General features: G+C 46.9%; 19 protein-coding genes. 14 read left to right on the forward strand and 5 right to left on the reverse strand.

Features of this window, described 5'->3' with window-relative positions; translation table 11 throughout:
- Positions 1–14 precede the first annotated feature (14 nt).
- From prmA to purH, 4 genes are all read left to right on the forward strand, one after another.
- Positions 15–905: a 50S ribosomal protein L11 methyltransferase gene (prmA, locus tag AABA75_RS19940; protein WP_338294488.1), complete on the forward strand. Its 891-nt coding sequence runs from the start codon at positions 15–17 to the stop codon at positions 903–905.
- A gap of 121 nt (positions 906–1,026) precedes the next feature.
- The gene (gene dusB, locus AABA75_RS19945) at positions 1,027–2,037 is read left to right on the forward strand and encodes a tRNA dihydrouridine synthase DusB (protein ID WP_338294489.1); all 1,011 of its coding nucleotides are present in this window, start codon (positions 1,027–1,029) and stop codon (positions 2,035–2,037) included.
- A gap of 28 nt (positions 2,038–2,065) precedes the next feature.
- Complete coding sequence (gene fis / locus AABA75_RS19950; protein WP_229531026.1) at positions 2,066–2,359, forward strand: DNA-binding transcriptional regulator Fis; 294 nt, start codon at positions 2,066–2,068, stop codon at positions 2,357–2,359.
- Positions 2,360–2,474: 115 nt separating this feature from the next.
- A complete protein-coding gene (purH, locus tag AABA75_RS19955; RefSeq protein WP_338294490.1) occupies positions 2,475–4,052 on the forward strand; it encodes a bifunctional phosphoribosylaminoimidazolecarboxamide formyltransferase/IMP cyclohydrolase in 1,578 nt (525 codons plus the stop codon).
- Between the two features lie 39 nt (positions 4,053–4,091).
- On the opposite strand, the gene AABA75_RS19960 is transcribed toward purH, so the two are convergent.
- Both AABA75_RS19960 and AABA75_RS19965 read right to left on the reverse strand, forming a co-directional pair.
- The gene (locus tag AABA75_RS19960; protein ID WP_338294491.1) at positions 4,092–4,304 is read right to left on the reverse strand and encodes a hypothetical protein; all 213 of its coding nucleotides are present in this window, start codon (positions 4,302–4,304) and stop codon (positions 4,092–4,094) included.
- Between the two features lie 95 nt (positions 4,305–4,399).
- Positions 4,400–5,071 (reverse strand): alpha/beta hydrolase, encoded by a 672-nt coding sequence (locus AABA75_RS19965; protein ID WP_338294492.1) that lies wholly within the window; start codon positions 5,069–5,071, stop codon positions 4,400–4,402.
- 189 nt (positions 5,072–5,260) lie between these two features.
- On the opposite strand from AABA75_RS19965, the gene gmk reads away from it, so the two are divergent.
- From gmk to trmH, 5 genes are all read left to right on the forward strand, one after another.
- Complete coding sequence (gene gmk / locus AABA75_RS19970; RefSeq protein WP_338294493.1) at positions 5,261–5,902, forward strand: guanylate kinase; 642 nt, start codon at positions 5,261–5,263, stop codon at positions 5,900–5,902.
- Between the two features lie 157 nt (positions 5,903–6,059).
- The gene (rpoZ, locus tag AABA75_RS19975; protein ID WP_338294494.1) at positions 6,060–6,335 is read left to right on the forward strand and encodes a DNA-directed RNA polymerase subunit omega; all 276 of its coding nucleotides are present in this window, start codon (positions 6,060–6,062) and stop codon (positions 6,333–6,335) included.
- 123 nt (positions 6,336–6,458) lie between these two features.
- Positions 6,459–8,585, forward strand: a complete 2,127-nt coding sequence (gene spoT, locus AABA75_RS19980) for a bifunctional GTP diphosphokinase/guanosine-3',5'-bis pyrophosphate 3'-pyrophosphohydrolase (protein WP_338294495.1) — start codon at positions 6,459–6,461, stop codon at positions 8,583–8,585.
- Positions 8,586–8,596: 11 nt separating this feature from the next.
- A complete protein-coding gene (locus AABA75_RS19985; RefSeq protein WP_338294496.1) occupies positions 8,597–8,983 on the forward strand; it encodes a RidA family protein in 387 nt (128 codons plus the stop codon).
- Positions 8,984–8,999: 16 nt separating this feature from the next.
- A complete protein-coding gene (trmH, locus tag AABA75_RS19990; RefSeq protein ID WP_338294497.1) occupies positions 9,000–9,746 on the forward strand; it encodes a tRNA (guanosine(18)-2'-O)-methyltransferase TrmH in 747 nt (248 codons plus the stop codon).
- Here trmH and AABA75_RS19995 read toward each other — a convergent pair.
- Complete coding sequence (locus AABA75_RS19995; protein ID WP_338294498.1) at positions 9,736–10,203, reverse strand: helix-turn-helix domain-containing protein; 468 nt, start codon at positions 10,201–10,203, stop codon at positions 9,736–9,738. The two genes, trmH and AABA75_RS19995, sit on opposite strands and share 11 nt — an antisense overlap.
- A 213-nt stretch (positions 10,204–10,416) precedes the next feature.
- Here AABA75_RS19995 and AABA75_RS20000 point away from each other — a divergent pair, with 213 nt between their 5' ends.
- Positions 10,417–11,046: a peroxiredoxin-like family protein gene (locus AABA75_RS20000; RefSeq protein ID WP_338294499.1), complete on the forward strand. Its 630-nt coding sequence runs from the start codon at positions 10,417–10,419 to the stop codon at positions 11,044–11,046.
- A 6-nt stretch (positions 11,047–11,052) separates the two neighbouring features.
- On the opposite strand, the gene AABA75_RS20005 is transcribed toward AABA75_RS20000, so the two are convergent.
- Positions 11,053–11,937 (reverse strand): substrate-binding periplasmic protein, encoded by an 885-nt coding sequence (locus tag AABA75_RS20005; RefSeq protein ID WP_338294500.1) that lies wholly within the window; start codon positions 11,935–11,937, stop codon positions 11,053–11,055.
- A gap of 103 nt (positions 11,938–12,040) precedes the next feature.
- On the opposite strand from AABA75_RS20005, the gene recG reads away from it, so the two are divergent.
- Positions 12,041–14,116: an ATP-dependent DNA helicase RecG gene (gene recG, locus AABA75_RS20010; RefSeq protein WP_338294501.1), complete on the forward strand. Its 2,076-nt coding sequence runs from the start codon at positions 12,041–12,043 to the stop codon at positions 14,114–14,116.
- A gap of 71 nt (positions 14,117–14,187) precedes the next feature.
- Positions 14,188–14,934, forward strand: a complete 747-nt coding sequence (locus AABA75_RS20015) for a class I SAM-dependent methyltransferase (protein WP_338294502.1) — start codon at positions 14,188–14,190, stop codon at positions 14,932–14,934.
- A 12-nt stretch (positions 14,935–14,946) separates the two neighbouring features.
- Here the strand turns inward: AABA75_RS20015 and AABA75_RS20020 are convergent, their stop codons facing one another.
- On the reverse strand, positions 14,947–15,372 hold the full coding sequence (locus AABA75_RS20020; protein WP_338294503.1) for a BLUF domain-containing protein: 426 nt from the start codon (positions 15,370–15,372) through the stop codon (positions 14,947–14,949).
- Between the two features lie 186 nt (positions 15,373–15,558).
- Between AABA75_RS20020 and AABA75_RS20025 the strand changes: the two genes are divergently transcribed.
- A complete protein-coding gene (locus AABA75_RS20025) occupies positions 15,559–16,347 on the forward strand; it encodes a substrate-binding periplasmic protein (RefSeq protein WP_338294504.1) in 789 nt (262 codons plus the stop codon).
- A gap of 49 nt (positions 16,348–16,396) precedes the next feature.
- Complete coding sequence (locus AABA75_RS20030; protein ID WP_338294505.1) at positions 16,397–16,870, forward strand: peroxiredoxin; 474 nt, start codon at positions 16,397–16,399, stop codon at positions 16,868–16,870.
- Positions 16,871–16,902 lie beyond the last annotated feature (32 nt).

Genomic DNA, 16,902 nt, shown 5'->3' on the forward strand with positions numbered 1-16,902 from the left:
GGATTCAAGAATTCATGCCCTGGATTCAGTTAAAAATCGACGTCACTGAAAAAGATGCAGAAGCGGTATCTACCTTGATGAGTGGCAACGGCGCACAAGCCGTTACTTTTACCGATGCCAAAGATAGCCCACTATTCGAACCCAAGCCAGGCGAGGTAGTGCTGTGGCCCAATACCACAGTTATTGGTTTATTCGAAGCCGATCACGATATGCAGGGCGTGATTCAGCGCATGGCACAAACTAAAGTGCTAGGTGAGGACTTTGCTTATAAGCTGGACCAACTGGAAGACAAAGATTGGGAACGGGAATGGATGGACAACTTCAAACCTATGCAGTTTGGCGACAAACTTTGGATCTGTCCCAGCTGGTGCGACATTCCCAACCCCGATGCCGTCAATATCATGTTAGACCCGGGTCTGGCATTCGGCACCGGTACCCACCCCACCACCTCGTTGTGTTTACAATGGCTGGACAAACAAGAGCTGGCAGATAAAACCGTGCTGGATTTCGGTTGCGGCTCTGGCATTTTGGGTATCGCCGCAATCAAGCTTGGTGCCAAGCGCGTTATTGGCATCGACATTGATCCGCAAGCCTTAGAGGCAACGCAAGAAAATGCCCGGCGCAATGATTGTGAAAACGACTTCGAACTCTACCTGCCAGAGCAGCAACCTGACGAGCAGGTGGATCTGGTACTGGCAAACATTCTGGCCGGACCACTGCGTGAGTTAAGAGAGCTGATTGCTGGCCAATGCAAGCAAGGTGGGCAACTGGTGCTATCCGGTATTCTGGAGAGCCAGGCGGCTGAATTAAACACTTTGTACAGCGAGTTTTTTGCTATGGATGAACCGCAATTTCTGGATGAATGGTCGAGATTGAGTGGTAAAAAACGCTGTCAACCCGGTTGACGTCAAAAAAAAGTACAATTTGTTTAAAATCTAGCCTTTTCAAACGCAAAAAAAGTCCGTACACTTAGCGCCCTTTTGAGAACTTGGGTGTTTTTTACACAATTTTGTACACGAGTCCGGAATGCAAATAGCACAATATAAACTGCAAAATAATGTGTTACTTGCCCCGATGGCTGGCGTAACAGACAGGCCCTTCAGACAACTCTGTCATCGTTTAGGCGCCGGATTAGTGGTTTCAGAAATGTTGTCCAGTAATCCTGAAGTGTGGAAATCGCAGAAGTCTCAACAACGCATGAACCACGACGGTGAAACGGGAATACGCTCGGTGCAAATTGCAGGCTCCGAACCCCACCTGATGGCACAAGCGGCACAATTCAATGTGCAAAACGGCGCGCAGATCATCGATATCAACATGGGCTGCCCGGCCAAAAAAGTAAACAAAAAACTGGCGGGTTCCGCATTACTGCAATATCCCGAACTGGTGGAAGATATTATCGCGGCTGTGGTTTCAGCCGTTTCGGTGCCTGTAACCCTGAAAATTCGAACGGGTTGGAACACTGAAAATCGAAATGCTGTTGAAATAGCCAAAATTGCCGAGCGCAATGGCATTCAATCACTGGCGGTGCACGGTCGAACGAAGGCTTGCATGTACAAAGGTGAAGCAGAGTACGACACCATCAAAGCAGTAAAGCAGGAAATTTCCATTCCCGTGGTGGCTAATGGCGACATTACCACACCGGAGAAAGCCAAATTCGTACTGGATTACACCGGGGCAGACGGTGTGATGATCGGTCGCGGCGCTCAGGGTAACCCTTGGATATTTGAAGCGATTAATCATTACCTGGCGACAGGCAAACAACTTCCCGCGCCTGCACTGTCCGAAGTGAGGGATGTGCTCATTGAGCATATCCAAAATGTTCACCAGTTTTACGGTGAACTCATGGGAGCAAGAATTGCCCGCAAACACGTGGGCTGGTATTTAGCGGAGCATGATTCCAAATCATTCCGCAGGGCTTTCAATGCCATTGATGACGCAAATCATCAAATAGAGGCATTGCAGGCATTTTTTGAAGAGCTGGCGATTGCACAGTTAGAAGCAAAAAGCGCTTCGGTTGCAGCAACGGCAGCATAAACTAACCAGGAAAAGAGCAAGACGGTATATGTTCGATCAAAACGTTACATCTCCATTTACAACTACAGTAACTACGCCTTCTCAAACACAGGCTCAAAAGCCTTTGCGTGATTCAGTAAAACAGGCTGTTAACAAGTATCTTAAGCAATTAGACAACACCGACATCGACAACTTGTACGATTTGGTATTGGCTGAAGTTGAAGCACCTCTGTTAGAAGAGATCATGACTTATACTCGCGGTAACCAAACTCGCGCTGCGCTAATGATGGGTATCAACCGTGGTACTCTGCGCAAAAAGTTAAAGCAATACGGCATGAACTAAGTCGTATTGACTATACTATTTAAAAAAGAGCACCTCAGGGTGCTCTTTTAGTTTTCCCCCTAAGATTCCTGACTATTTAGTCAACCACAACTCAGTCATTAAGGTAGCTGTTTACATGGAAACACCTAAACCTATTCGTCGCGCCCTATTGAGCGTTTCTGACAAAACCGGCATCGTTGATTTTGCAAAAGCGCTGGCAGAGCGCAATGTTGCTATTTTATCCACTGGCGGCACGGCAAAGCTGTTGGCCGAAAATGGCCTGACGGTCACCGAAGTCTCTGAATATACTGGCCATCCAGAAATTATGGCAGGCCGGGTAAAAACCCTTCATCCCAAAGTACATGGCGGCATCCTGGGTCGTCGTGGTCAGGATGAAGGCGTAATGCAAGAGCACGGTATCGATGCTATTGATATGGTAGTAGTGAATCTTTACCCCTTCGCACAAACGGTTGCCAGCGATGATTGCACATTAGAAGACGCCATCGAAAATATCGATATCGGTGGTCCAACAATGGTGCGTGCTGCGGCGAAAAACCACAACGATGTGGCGATTGTGGTGAATGCCAACCGCTATGATGCCATCATCAAAGAAATGGATAGCAACCAAGGTTCACTGAGCTACAACACCCGTTTTGATTTAGCCATTGCCGCCTTTGAACACACGGCGCAGTACGATGGCATGATTGCCAACTATTTCGGCACCACTGTCTACGGTGAAGACAGCACAACGCAATTTCCGCGTACTTACAACCAGCAGTTCATCAAAAAGCAAGACTTGCGTTACGGCGAAAATAGCCATCAGGAAGCGGCTTTTTATGTAGAAAATGATGTGCAAGAAGCCTCAGTTTCTACCGCTACGCAGTTACAAGGCAAAGCATTGTCTTACAACAATATCGCCGATACCGATGCCGCGCTGGAGTGCGTTAAAGAATTCCAGCAACCGGCTTGTGTCATTGTAAAACACGCTAACCCTTGCGGTGTTGCTTTGGGTGACAACATTCTCGAAGCATACGATCGCGCCTTTAAAACCGACCCTACCTCAGCCTTTGGCGGCATCATTGCCTTTAACAAAACCCTGGATAAAGATACGGCGCAAGCCATCATCGACCGTCAGTTTGTGGAAGTGATCATCGCGCCAGAGGTATCTGAAGAGGCCAAAGCGGTGCTTGCAGCTAAACAAAACGTGCGCGTCCTGGAATGCGGCGATTGGCAAGGACAGCTCACTGATGAGCACGACATCAAGCGCGTTAATGGCGGCCTGTTAGTGCAAGAGCGTGACTTTGGCATGGTGGAAAAAGAGGATCTGAAAGTGGTATCGAAAGTACAACCTTCAGAAGAGCAACTAGACGACCTGTTATTCGCCTGGAAAGTGGCAAAGTACGTGAAATCCAATGCCATCGTTTATTGCAAAGATAAGATGACCATTGGTGTGGGCGCAGGCCAAATGAGTCGCGTGTATTCGGCGAAAATTGCGGGTATCAAAGCTGCCGATGAGAACCTACAGGTAGCTGGCTCTGTTATGGCTTCTGACGCCTTCTTCCCATTCCGTGACGGTATCGATGCCGCTGCTGAAGCGGGCATTAAAGCCGTTATTCAACCCGGTGGTTCAATGCGTGATGAGGAAGTTATCGCTGCAGCCGATGAACATGGCATCGCCATGGTATTTACCGGCATGCGTCACTTCAGACATTAATTGTTTATCTAATATTGGCCGATCAAACTTGATCGGCCCTTATTGCAAAGAAGCGCGTTGATGATGGCACATCGCATCAAACAATCTCAACAGTAACATCGCCACTCCCCAGGCAACCGCAAAACCAGCGAAAAACCATAGCGTATCCACTGAAAAAAAGTTGCGATAATCGAACCACAGTTGCACCCCTAAGAAAAACTCAAAAAGGTTCAACAGCAATACGGCGATGATAAGCTTGCTCAAAAAACGCATGACAATGCCACTCCAGAGTTTTAAATAAAAATCAGTTTAGCAGCATCCTGGATGGTAACAAAGTTTACCCTTTGTAATTTATTTGATGTGCTTGATTAGCCCAACACGTCCTGCAGCCAGCTGGCAATTTCCTGCAACTGCTGCATATGCACATTGTGCTGCATGGGGTATTGCTCCCAGCGGGCATTGAACCCAGCCTCTTTGAGATTCATATAAGCCGATTTACCCAGCGCAATGGGTACCATCTCATCGTATGCACCATGGGAGGCGAAAAACGGCGTGTCTTTGTTGCTATCTTGCCAGTCTTGGCGGGTCTGATCGGCATCACACATGTAAGTGGACAACGTTAGTACACCCGCCAGTTTCTCAGTTTGGCGCAAAGCGACGTAATAGGAGATCACACCACCTTGAGAAAAACCCGCTAAGACGATGCGCTCAGGAGGGATTCCATTGGCAATCTCGCGCTGCAAAAGCTGCTCTACCTGAGCGGCTGAGCGTTGTACCCCTTCCATGTCGGCTCGATCTTCAAAAGAAAGGGTTTTGATGTCATACCAGGCGCGCATTTCCATGCCGTTATTAATGGTAACGGGAATGATAGGGGCATGAGGAAATACGAAGCGTACCGCCATGTTTTCGGGTAACCCCAATTGTGGGACAATAGGAGCAAAGCCATTGCCTGAATCGCCGAGTCCGTGTAACCAGATAACGACGGCATCTGCGGTCTTGGATGGATTAACCTCTACATAAGGCAATAGCTCGTTAGACATAGTATTTTCCTTGTTATACGTGCCGGGCATGATATTTCTATTTCTGCTTTTTGGCGCTTTATTGTTATTATTATGTGTTACGCCATTGCGTCATCTAAGATACGCACGGCAGAACTGCGTTGCAAATTATGCTAAGATTGCGCGCCTGTGACCAGTCTCAAACCCGATTTTTTTAAGAAAATACGATCTATGTCTAATACACCAGGAAATTTATACATCGTTGCAGCCCCTTCAGGTGCAGGGAAATCTAGCCTCATCAAAGCCTTTTTAGAGAATCACGCCGATGAGCGCCACCCGGTGCAAGTGTCAGTATCTCATACCACCAGAAACCCTCGCCCCGGTGAACAAGATGGTAAACACTATCACTTCGTCAGCACTGAAACTTTTAAACAACTGATTGAAGAAGAAGCCTTTTTTGAGTGGGCCCAAGCCTTTGACAATTACTACGGCACGGCAAAACGCAATATCACTGAAACCTTGCAGCATGGTGTGGATGTATTTTTGGACATTGAATGGCAAGGAGCGCGTCAGGTAAAAGCGCTGTTACCGGATACCAAGACGATTTTCATCGCCCCCCCTTCCCGCGAAGAGTTGCGTAACCGCCTCAAAGCGCGAGGCCAAGATTCCGACGAAGTTATCGAAAAGCGCATGGCGAAAGCGGTGTCGGAAATTTCTCACTACAGTGAGTTTGACTATATAATCGTAAACGATGAGTTTGAAGTGGCCTTGGCAGAACTAGAAGCCATTGTTTGTGCCAACCGCTTGCGCAAAGAAAAGCAAGTTATTCGCTACGAAGACTTGTTTTCTTCGTTGCTGGATGAAAATAGCTAAAAAATTGCTTAACAAATGAGCTTTGCGCTTGGCAAAAGCCCGCCGAGCCATTAAACTACGCAGCCTTTTTCAAAAGCTGAAATCGTTGAACACACTTTTGAAAAACAAGATTTGAATATGTCCGTATTACAACAATACGGCCCACACGGAGAAACCGATGGCACGTGTAACTGTTGAAGATGCAGTAGATAAAGTAGGAAGTCGTTTTGACCTGGTTTTGGTTGCCGCTCGTCGTGCGCGCCAATTGGCAACTGAAGGTAAAGAGCCTTTAGTACCTTCAGGCAACGACAAGCCAACTGTACTGGCTCTACGCGAAATCGAAAAAGGTCTGATTGACTCAGACGCAATGGATCAAGCTGAAATCCAAGAGCAACAAGAAGCCGAGCAGGCAGAATTTGCTTCGGTTGCCAGTATTCTTTCTGATCAACCTTAAGCGCCTGTTATCTCTGACTAAATGCTGTCGCTGTTCAGCATTTAGTCCATTTCCAAGAAGTATTTGCATCCTGCAAAAATCCTCGTATTCTGTGTTTATGTTCCATAACTAAATTGCGATCAGTTGTACTTATTCGAGGGTTTAAAACAAAAAGTTGCCAATTATCTACCACCCGACGAGGTTGAGCTGGTAGAGAAGGCCTATATTGCTGCCCGTGACGCCCATGATGGCCAGCAGCGCTCCAGTGGTGATCCTTATATAACCCATCCCGTCGCTGTGACTGGTATTCTTGCTGATATGCACATGGATCACGAGACCCTGATGGGGGCATTGCTGCACGATGTTATCGAAGACACCCATCACGACAAAGATAGCTTGTCGGAGCAGTTTGGTGAAACTGTGGCTGAGCTGGTGGAAGGTGTTTCCAAACTAGACAAATTTAAGTTCAGCAGTAAAGAAGAAGCTCAGGCGGAAAACTTCCGAAAAATGATGATGGCGATGGTAGAAGATATTCGCATCATTTTGATCAAGCTAGCCGACCGTACCCATAACATGCGCACTTTAGGTGCCTTGCGCCCGGATAAACGACGTCGCATTGCCAGAGAAACCCTGGAGATATACGTCCCTATTGCCAATCGCTTGGGTATTCACGAGATTAAGAACGAGTTGGAAGACCTCGGCTTTCACGCCATGTACCCGATGCGTTATCGCGCCTTGCAGTCAGCGGTAAAACAGGCCCGGGGCAATCGCCGGGAAATCATCGAAAACACCCGTCAGGAGATCATCAGTCGCCTGGAAGAGAAGCAAATCAATGCAGATGTTTCAGGTCGGGAAAAGCACCTTTACTCCATCTATCGCAAAATGAAAAACAAAGAACTGATGTTTAATCAGATCATGGACATTTACGCGTTCCGGGTAATTGTAAATACAGTAGATGATTGTTACCGAGTTTTAGGCTGTATGCATGGTTTGTACAAGCCCATCGAAAACCGCTTCAAGGATTATGTGGCTATCCCGAGAACCAATGGTTATCAATCGCTGCACACCTCGTTAATCGGACCCCATGGTATTCCGGTGGAAATCCAAATCCGCACCCACGACATGGACGAGATGGCCGACAAGGGCGTCGCAGCTCATTGGATGTACAAAGATCAAACTAAAGCCACTCGCAGCACCGCGCAAACCCGCGCCCGTAAATGGATGCAATCGCTATTAGAATTGCAACAAAGTGCCAGTAGCTCGTTTGAGTTCATCGAGCACGTCAAAGCCGACCTATTCCCGGACGAAATATACGTGTTTACGCCAGATGGACGTATTATCGAACTGCCAATGCAAGCTACTGCGGTGGATTTTGCCTATGCAGTACATACCGATGTAGGTAACTCTTGTGTGGGTGTACGGGTAGATCGCAAAACCTACTCGTTGAATAAGCCCCTGCAAAATGGTCAAACCATCGAGATAATTACCTCGCCTCGTGCAAATCCCAATGCCAACTGGTTGAACTTTGTTGTCACCGCTAAAGCCAGAACCCAGATACGTCACTTCCTCAAGCGACAGCACGCTGAAGAAGCCATTCAGATGGGCAACCGCTTATTGCGCCACGCACTGGGTAAAATTCGCCTTGATGACATCCCGGAAGAAGACAAAAATCGCGTGGTACTAGAAACCCAGCACCAGGACTTTACTTCGCTACTGGAAGATATCGGGCTGGGTAATGAACTCAGTGCTATCATCGCCCGACGTTTGATTGGCGACTCCCAAGAGAGCGACATGCTTTCCGACAAAAATAAAAACATCGCCATTAAGGGCACCGAAGGTTTATTGGTAAGCTATTCACCCTGCTGTCACCCCATTCCAGGAGATGAAATCCTGGCTGTTCTGAGCCCGGGTAAAGGGATATTGATCCATCAAATTGGTTGTCGCAACATCCGTAAATTGCGTAAGGAAGAACCGCAGCGCGTACTGCCTATGCAATGGGAAGACAATACCAGTGGCGAATTTAAAGCTTCGGTGCGCATCGAACTGATAAACCGTCAGGGCACCTTGGCCACTCTCACTAATACCGTATCTTCAACAGACTCCAATATCATCAGCCTGCAGACTGAAGAAAAAGAAAGCAACATCTATTACATCGATCTTGAACTCACCTGCCGTGACCGTATCCACCTGGCCACCATTTTGCGCAAAATACGCAACATGCCAGAAGTGCAATCAGTTTCAAGACACAGTAAAACTAAGAGCGTTAATTAAGAGAATTCACCATGTCCAGAGAGATTATCCATACAGATAAGGCCCCCAAAGCGATTGGTACTTACAGCCAAGCCATTAAAATTGGCACTACAGTATACCTTTCCGGCCAAATTCCACTGGTTCCAGAAACCATGGAAATGGTGTCGGAGGACTTCGCCGAGCAAGCACAACAAGTGTTTAAAAACCTGACCGCCGTTTGTGAAGCCGCAGGCGGTAGCTTACAACAAATGGCCAAAGTGAACATTTTCCTGACTGACCTGAGTAAATTTGCCATCGTCAACGAAATCATGAGCCAGCATTTTGAGCAACCCTATCCTGCCCGTGCCGCCATCGAAGTGGCGGGTTTGCCAAAGGGTTCTCAAATTGAGATTGATGGAGTATTGGAGCTAGTGGACTAAATAGCTCCAAAGCCCGATGTTCAAGGAACGATATCAACGCATTAAGTCGGTTTTGCAAAAGCGCCAAACCGACCTGACTGTTTGCATGGAACACGTGCATAAACCGCAAAATGTCTCTGCGGTTTTACGCAGTTGTGATGCCGTGGGTATTCACGAAGCTAATATCGTCTGGAACGAACACACCTATTTTCGACGCGGCACCGCCATGGGCACACAGCGCTGGTTAAAGCACCGCAAACACACAAGTATAGAGGCTGCCCACCAGCACTTTAAACAACAAAGTATGCAGGTATTGGTAACCAACTTGTCGGATAAATCTGTGGATTTTCGTCAGCTGGATTACACCCGGCCCACAGCTATTATATTGGGACAGGAAAAATATGGGGCCAGTGAAGAAGCTATTGCCTTGGCAGATCACGAAATCATCATCCCTATGATGGGCATGGTGCAGTCACTCAATGTTTCCGTCGCCGCGGGTTTAATTCTGTACGAAGCCCAGCATCAACGACAACAAGCAGGGCTTTACGACAAAGTCAGTATCTCAGATGAAGATCTTAATGCCCTGTTGTTTGAAGGCTGTCATCCTGCGCTTTTTGCCCAGTGCCAAGCAAAGAACCTGCCTTTGCCGAAATTAGACGACGAGGGTGAAGTCATAGCGAGCGATGACTGGTGGCAACAAATGCAAATAAGTAAAGACAGCGCTAATCAACAAACACAAACAGATGATTCCGAAACCAAAGACGACCTGTTTTCTAATCTATAGGCACATCATACCAAATCCCGTATTTATCCCCTTGCCACTTTAACAAGCTGAATAAATATGCGCTTGCTAACATCAATAAACCTCCCACCAATGCCGCTTCAAACCAAAATCCGAGCGCACAAAACCAAAAACCCGTCCCGTGACAAAGCCATTCCACTCTTACGGCAGTACCGCGCTTGGGCTGAGGTTGTAAAAAGTTCAAGATAAACCAGAGTTTTAAAAAGACAGGCAAGCGTTGCCAGTTGTCATCATGCTTGTTCATTTTCAGGGTCTCCTGCTGCAGAGTTTCAATAGTCACATCCAAAGCTGCAGCCAAACACTTCATTGATTCTAAACTGGCGTTTTGGCCACTCTCAATGCGCTGGATCGTTCTTACGCTTAGTCCTGACATCTCAGCCAATTGCTCTTGAGACCAATGCTTGGAAAGACGAAGTTGCTTGAGTATTTTGCATTGCATTAGATGTGATCACTGATGATGACTTTGCCCTGATTCTACCCTTGTCGGTGACGAATTCATGCCGACATTTCCCCGACAAAGTGTTTAATTGAGTGCTTTTTATGCAAATAAATGAAAAAAGAGAGATTTACAGCCAATCACAGCAATCGGCTGAAATATATCTGCCCTTTAACAGGTCCAAGCTGATTACCAAATGTAACAAGAATTAAATTCATGAAAAAATTACTGACGCTGGCTTTTTTAACTTTGCTGCACTGCACTGCTTCTGCCACAGATATTAATAAAATTGCCGCGACCGCTGACGAAGTCAGCCCGGTATTGAATGGACAAATGATCCCCGATGCCACCCTGTATGATCTGGATGACAAGCCTGTTTCCCTTAAATCCCTGGTGAGCCAACAACCTACAGTATTAATTTTTTATCGCGGTGGCTGGTGTCCATATTGTAGTGCCCAATTGGCGGGTCTCAAGCAGGTTGAACAACAGATCATGGCTTTGGGTTATCAGCTGATTGCGATTTCACCCGACTCGCCTGCAAAACTGAAAGACACCGCATTTGAAACCGACTTCAAAGTTAAATTGTATTCCGACAAAAACTTTGAAGTGAGCAGTGAATTCGGCATTGGCTTTTTCCTGGCAGACAAAACCGCCAAGCGCTACCGTAACAAGATGGGGATTGAATTTGTAACCCTGGATGGCACCAGTAAAGTGGCGCTGCCGGTTCCTGCGGTGTACATCGCCGATACAGAAGGCTTAGTGCATTTTAATTACGTGAATCCCAACTTCAGAGTGCGTATCTCTCCTGAGCTACTTTATCAGGCAGCTAAAACACTGGCTCTTTAAACAACACTACTTGTCTGATTGCCTCATAATGCGCTCAATGGTGCCATCATGCTTTAACGTATTGATGGCTCCGTTGATAGATCGCAGTAAACTTGGTTCCACTTGTTTATTAAAGGCGATACTGGTGGGTAGTTCTGCCAGCGTCATATGTATTTTTAAGCCTTGCTGAACTTCAGAGAGCTGTTGTAGCTGGTAGCGAATGATATCCACTGAATAGGCGATGGCATCAACCCGCTTTTTAATGAGCATTTGTACCAGTTCTTTCGAACTCAACACATGAACCAAATGTAACTCATCTGGCCCCATGTCTTTAAGCAATCGCTCACCAATATCATCTCTCACCACCCCAACAACATAATCCTCTATCTCATTAATGTGTTTAAACGTCAGGGTGCTATCAGCCAGAGAAATTAAGGCGATTTGCTCTTTAAAGAGGGGCTCACTAAGCGCAAACAAGGCGTCCCTTTCTTGCGTGTAAGCCATGGTTAACAAGGCGGCATTGGTATTGTTCGTTATTTCTTTTACGGCACGAGCCCATGGAAAAACATAAGTTTGTTTATCGCTTCTAAAAGGAACGCCATTTCGGCGGAAAATTTCGTTCAGGATATCAATGGCGATACCTTTTTTGTTATTGCCCTCCAGGTAATGAAAAGGGGGATAATCTTCAGTAAGCCATAACACATTCTTCACTGCAGCGGGAAATGGCATTGCCTTATCTTCAGATGCCGTGCTGTTGTCACGACTGTTTGACAGCTGTGCAGATGCGAATGCAGCATTAGCCCAGAACGAAAAGCTCAATAGCGCGCTCAATACACTCGCTTTTAGCAGGGCCTCAGAAATTGCCACTGTCTTTAACACCATCATTTTCCAATAGCTATTCAAGATACTCATCAGTTTGACCTGGAATCCTTTTTTTAACAAACAACTGGTTTTTTATTCAGTATTATTAGACACTTAACATCAAGTAAAAAAGCCCGGAGTCGTCACTCTTCCAATGCAATCGCTTTCGGTAAAACCAGTTTCTGAGCTAAAAGGTGTTGGCGCAAAAGTTGCCGAAAAACTTGCCGCTTTGGGGCTTAAAACAGTCCAGGATGTGCTGTTTCATTTGCCACTGCGCTACGAAGACCGCACCCGCATTTATCCCGTTGCCGATCTCAAGCCCGGTGTGTCCGCGGCATTTATTGCAGAAGTGAAACGCGCCAACATCAGCTATGGTCGTAAGCGCACTCTGGTGGTCACGGTGGCTGACCAAACCGGTTCCATGACGTTGCGCTTCTTCTATTTTTCCGCAGCGCAAGCCAAAAACATGACTGAAGGCACACTATTGCGCTGTTTTGGCGAAGCGCGTCCCGGCAAGCACGGTTTAGAGATCGTGCACCCTGAGTATCGAATTCTGACCCCCGAGTCTGAAAACAATGTGGAGGAAACACTAACCCCTGTGTATCCCGCCACAGAAGGCATTAAGCAACTCACTTTGCGTAACCTAACTGACGAGGCATTAAAGCTATTAAATAAGGGAGGGCTGGCAGAACTATTACCTGAAGGGCTCTACCCCAAACAGCTGAGCATGAAAACGGCTTTGCAAACCGTCCATCGTCCGACGCCCGACATTGCGGTAACCGAATTATTAGAGGGCAAACATCCGGCGCAAGAGCGACTCATTTTAGAAGAGTTGCTGGCACACCATTTAAGCGTGCTGAAAGTAAAACATCAGACTCAGGCGGACCCGGCTGTGAGTATCGACAAGTCTGAAAAAATGCTACCCACATTTTTGGCTAATCTGCCGTTCTCACCAACAGGGGCACAACAGCGAGTCAGTGCAGACATTGAACAAGATATGAAACAAAGTCGCCCTATGATGCGCCTTGTGCAAGGCGATGTGGGCTCCGGGAAAACCTTGGTAGCAGCTATCGCGGCATTGCATGCCATCGAACAGGGATTACAGGTGGCCCTGATGGCTCCCACAGAAATCCTTGCTGAACAGCATTTTATTAACTTCAACAATTGGTTTGAACCGTTAGGTATTTCTTGCGCCTGGCTGGCCAGTAAACTAAAAAGCAAAGAAAAGAATCAAGCCCTGCAAAGTATTGCTGATGGGAGTGCACAACTGATAGTAGGCACTCACGCGCTTTTCCAGGAGCAAGTGGTTTATCAGAAACTGGCATTGGTAATTGTGGATGAGCAACACCGTTTTGGCGTGCATCAACGCCTGGCGCTACGGGAGAAAGGGGAAGTTTATGGCTATTTTCCCCACCAACTGATCATGACGGCAACCCCCATCCCTCGCACCTTGGCCATGACAGCCTACGCCGATTTAGAAACCTCTATTATCGATGAATTACCGCCGGGCAGAACACCAGTAAAAACCGTGGTACTGCCCGATTCTCGTCGCGGTGATATTATCGACCGTATTCGCTCTGTGTGTCACGAGCAAAAACGTCAGGTGTACTGGGTATGTACCCTGATAGAAGAATCAGAAACGCTGCAATGTCAGGCTGCCGAAGATACAAAAGTGATTTTACAAACCGCGTTACCGGATTTAAAAATCGGCCTGGTGCACGGGCGTTTAAAACCCGACGAAAAACAAGCACTGATGCATGCCTTTAAACAAGGCGAACTGGACCTGTTGGTGGCCACTACCGTTATCGAAGTGGGTGTTGATGTACCCAATGCCAGCTTAATGGTAATAGAAAACGCGGAACGATTGGGCCTGGCACAGTTGCATCAGCTGCGCGGGCGAGTAGGTCGAGGTGGGGTGGAAAGCCATTGTGTGCTCATGTATTCCAGCCCGCTTTCAAAAACCGCACAACAGCGCTTAGGAGTGCTGCGGGAAAGTAATGATGGTTTTGTGATTGCTCAAAAAGACCTGGAAATACGCGGTCCGGGTGAGCTCTTGGGCACCAAACAAACCGGCCTGGCTAATATGAAGATTGCCGATCTGGTGCGCGATGCCTGGCTTATCCCACAAGTACAAAAAATTGCTAACCATCTGTGGCAGCATCACCCGGCCAATGCCAATGCCATCATCAATCGCTGGCTGCCCTATCGCGAGAAATACGGCAATGCGTAACCAAACACATGCGCCAAATCCAAACAACCGTGTCGAACTAAAGTTCGATCTACATGGGGCATAAAAACATCATGATTATCCCTTTGTATACCCATGCTGAAACACTGCCCGATTTCTTGCAAACTTCCGATTTTGGCGTTGTCGATTCAACTCCTGAGGGCCTGTCACTGGTTTTCGACAACGACATACTGGGCCTGAAGGATTTCTCCCAGCCTAAAGTGGGCGCAGTTATTGTGGACTTTACTGCTGATGCCATCGCCTACAGAGCCAGTCGCAGTAGCATTAAAAATGAAGCCATTGCCAAAGCCGCCGGGCTCAAAGGCAATACTGAAACTCACATTATCGACGCAACCGCCGGATTAGGCCGCGATAGCTTTATGCTGATGACTTTAGGCGCACAGGTAAGCATGCTAGAACGCTCGCCCGTAGTAGCAGCTTTATTACAGGATGGCTTGCGCAGAGCTGAAGCGTCAAGACAATTGGGGCCAGATTTTACACAGCGTCTGCAATTTAAACCCGGACAGGCATATACCTTACTCACTGAGTGGCATGAGCCAAAACCCGATGTGATTTACCTTGATCCTATGTTCCCCCACAAGAAAAAGTCGGCTTTAGTTAAAAAGGAAATGCGCCTGTTTCAGCAGCTGTTGGGACACGATGAAGATGCCGATGTCTTATTACCCCCGGCTCTGACATTGGCCCAAAAACGGGTAGTGGTGAAACGTCCAGACTATGCCCCATTTCTGGCTGGTGAAACGCCATCAATGCAGATTAAAAGCAAGAAACATCGCTTTGATGTTTATCTAACAAATGCCTGAAACAAAACAATTTTATAGACTATAAAAGCTATTATTCGCGCCCTGATGAGAATGCAACACATGAGTGAAAATAGTTTGAACTTGAGCAAAGTCCAATTGTGTCCAGTCTCTCGGTAAAGTCTCTTGCTCCTGCGGCGAAAAAAGGTAGAAGCCCATCTGCCAATCAGAAAACTGTCGAGACGCAACTTTTGATTCAGAGATTTTGGTGACGTCTTGGTGACGGGAATCTTGAGCAATCGTCTGATACAGGTTTGTCAGTTCTGATTTTGGCCCCTCCAAAACCTGTAGGAAGTAGTGTAGGTTGCACAGCAATAGGCCTGTGATCTGCTTAGCTTCATTATTTTTGCGAGCTGTTTTCAGAATCCTATTGATTTCCAGGGAATCCTGAAAGCCGGGCGTCACCTTGCTCGCATAAATTAAGGACATTAGCTCGGTCATAGTCTTTAGCCAGTCTCACAGTAGTTGTTCATCTTTTTCTCACATTCTAGTACAAAAATTCGCATGTAAACTACTGAGTGAATTTTTACTCTAAATGCCGGGTTTTGTGTAATTTATCACGTTACACCAGAAATCCGTGATTTCTGACTATACTTAAATCAGGTCGTCAATTTTATCGTTCATTCTATGAAATCGCGCTTCACCACAACAATCAATCAACTCACCATTGTGGTGATGTTATGCTGTATCGCTTCCCCAACTCTTGCAGAGCGCTCAAACTTCCTTGATTTGCAACTGGCAACCGAAGATTACGCCCCAATGAACTATTTTGAGCGAGGCGTTTTCAAGGGTATCTCTATCGACCTGTTAAACCTGATATGGCAGAGAGAAGGTATTACCAATGAGCCGGAAATTGTGCTGTACCCTTGGGCAAGAGCCTATTTTGAACTTAAAAATGAGCCCAATTTCGTGCTCTTCGCCGTTGCTAGAATCCCCTCCCGAGAGACCTTGTTTGAATGGGCCTGCCCTATTGTTGACACGCATTACATTTTGCTAGCCAAGAAAAGCAGTAAAATCAAAATCAACTCCATTGACGATCTGGAAAACTACACCATTGGCACGGTGCGTTCAGATGTCAGTGAACAGGCTCTATTATCTATTCTCAATGAACCCTTCAATATATTAAGCAACACCAGTATGCGTCCCAACCTGGAGCTGATGGATAAAGGCAGGGTGCACATGATCGCTTATGACAAATTAGGCGCCAATCAAATGCTCAGTAATGCTGGACGCAACCCGGAAGACTTTGAAAGTGTCTATACCGTCGCTGATTCACAAACCTGCTTTGCCTTTAATAAACAAGTTGATCCGGACATCATCACTCGCTTTCGTCAGCATCTACAGGCCATTGTTGAAGATGGCCAGTATCAAGAAATCCTGAGCCGCTATTACGGCCCAAAACAACTATTGAACTAAAAGACTTTGCCCATAACTTACCTTTAGGCTCATTTAAAAGGATTACACTATGATTCAAGTTGGCGATACCTTACCGCAACACACCTTTATGCTGCGCCAAAAAGGCGAAGCCTCACAACCTGGTACCGACGACCTGTTCGCCGGAAAAAAAGTGGTTATGTTTGCTGTGCCCGGCGCTTTCACTCCCACCTGTTCACAAGCTCACCTACCCGGTTTTGTGGTGCAAGCGGACGCATTAAAGGCTAAAGGCGTAGACAGTATTATTTGTATTTCGGTGAACGATAGCTTTGTCATGGAAGCCTGGGGCAATGCCTCAAATGCTGAACACATCACCATGCTGGCAGATGGCGATGGCGCGTTTTCCGATGCTTTAGGACTAGCTAAACAAACTGGCACTTTCGGCGGCATTCGCAGTGTGCGCTATGCCATGATAGTGGAAGACAAAGTCGTTAAACATCTGGCCGTGGAAGAGGCGGGTAAATTTGAAGTGAGCAGCGCTGAAGCTGTGCTTGCAGCGCTTTAAGAACACCGTGAATAATGGAAGTTGGTGCCCAC

The organism is Planctobacterium marinum, from assembly GCF_036322805.1.
Classification (GTDB): domain Bacteria; phylum Pseudomonadota; class Gammaproteobacteria; order Enterobacterales; family Alteromonadaceae; genus Planctobacterium; species Planctobacterium marinum_A.

Coding starts and splice junctions, on each gene's coding strand:
- AABA75_RS19995 (WP_338294498.1), bottom strand. CDS start 10,203: ATGCAATGCAAAATACTCAAGCAACTTCGTCTTTCCAAGCATTGGTCT.
- AABA75_RS20000 (WP_338294499.1), top strand. CDS start 10,417: ATGAAAAAATTACTGACGCTGGCTTTTTTAACTTTGCTGCACTGCACT.
- AABA75_RS20030 (WP_338294505.1), top strand. CDS start 16,397: ATGATTCAAGTTGGCGATACCTTACCGCAACACACCTTTATGCTGCGC.
- fis (WP_229531026.1), top strand. CDS start 2,066: ATGTTCGATCAAAACGTTACATCTCCATTTACAACTACAGTAACTACG.
- AABA75_RS20025 (WP_338294504.1), top strand. CDS start 15,559: ATGAAATCGCGCTTCACCACAACAATCAATCAACTCACCATTGTGGTG.
- AABA75_RS19965 (WP_338294492.1), bottom strand. CDS start 5,071: ATGTCTAACGAGCTATTGCCTTATGTAGAGGTTAATCCATCCAAGACC.
- AABA75_RS20005 (WP_338294500.1), bottom strand. CDS start 11,937: ATGAGTATCTTGAATAGCTATTGGAAAATGATGGTGTTAAAGACAGTG.
- AABA75_RS19960 (WP_338294491.1), bottom strand. CDS start 4,304: ATGCGTTTTTTGAGCAAGCTTATCATCGCCGTATTGCTGTTGAACCTT.
- AABA75_RS20015 (WP_338294502.1), top strand. CDS start 14,188: ATGATTATCCCTTTGTATACCCATGCTGAAACACTGCCCGATTTCTTG.
- purH (WP_338294490.1), top strand. CDS start 2,475: ATGGAAACACCTAAACCTATTCGTCGCGCCCTATTGAGCGTTTCTGAC.
- dusB (WP_338294489.1), top strand. CDS start 1,027: ATGCAAATAGCACAATATAAACTGCAAAATAATGTGTTACTTGCCCCG.
- AABA75_RS20020 (WP_338294503.1), bottom strand. CDS start 15,372: ATGACCGAGCTAATGTCCTTAATTTATGCGAGCAAGGTGACGCCCGGC.
- recG (WP_338294501.1), top strand. CDS start 12,041: ATGCAATCGCTTTCGGTAAAACCAGTTTCTGAGCTAAAAGGTGTTGGC.
- AABA75_RS19985 (WP_338294496.1), top strand. CDS start 8,597: ATGTCCAGAGAGATTATCCATACAGATAAGGCCCCCAAAGCGATTGGT.
- gmk (WP_338294493.1), top strand. CDS start 5,261: ATGTCTAATACACCAGGAAATTTATACATCGTTGCAGCCCCTTCAGGT.
- trmH (WP_338294497.1), top strand. CDS start 9,000: ATGTTCAAGGAACGATATCAACGCATTAAGTCGGTTTTGCAAAAGCGC.
- rpoZ (WP_338294494.1), top strand. CDS start 6,060: ATGGCACGTGTAACTGTTGAAGATGCAGTAGATAAAGTAGGAAGTCGT.
- prmA (WP_338294488.1), top strand. CDS start 15: ATGCCCTGGATTCAGTTAAAAATCGACGTCACTGAAAAAGATGCAGAA.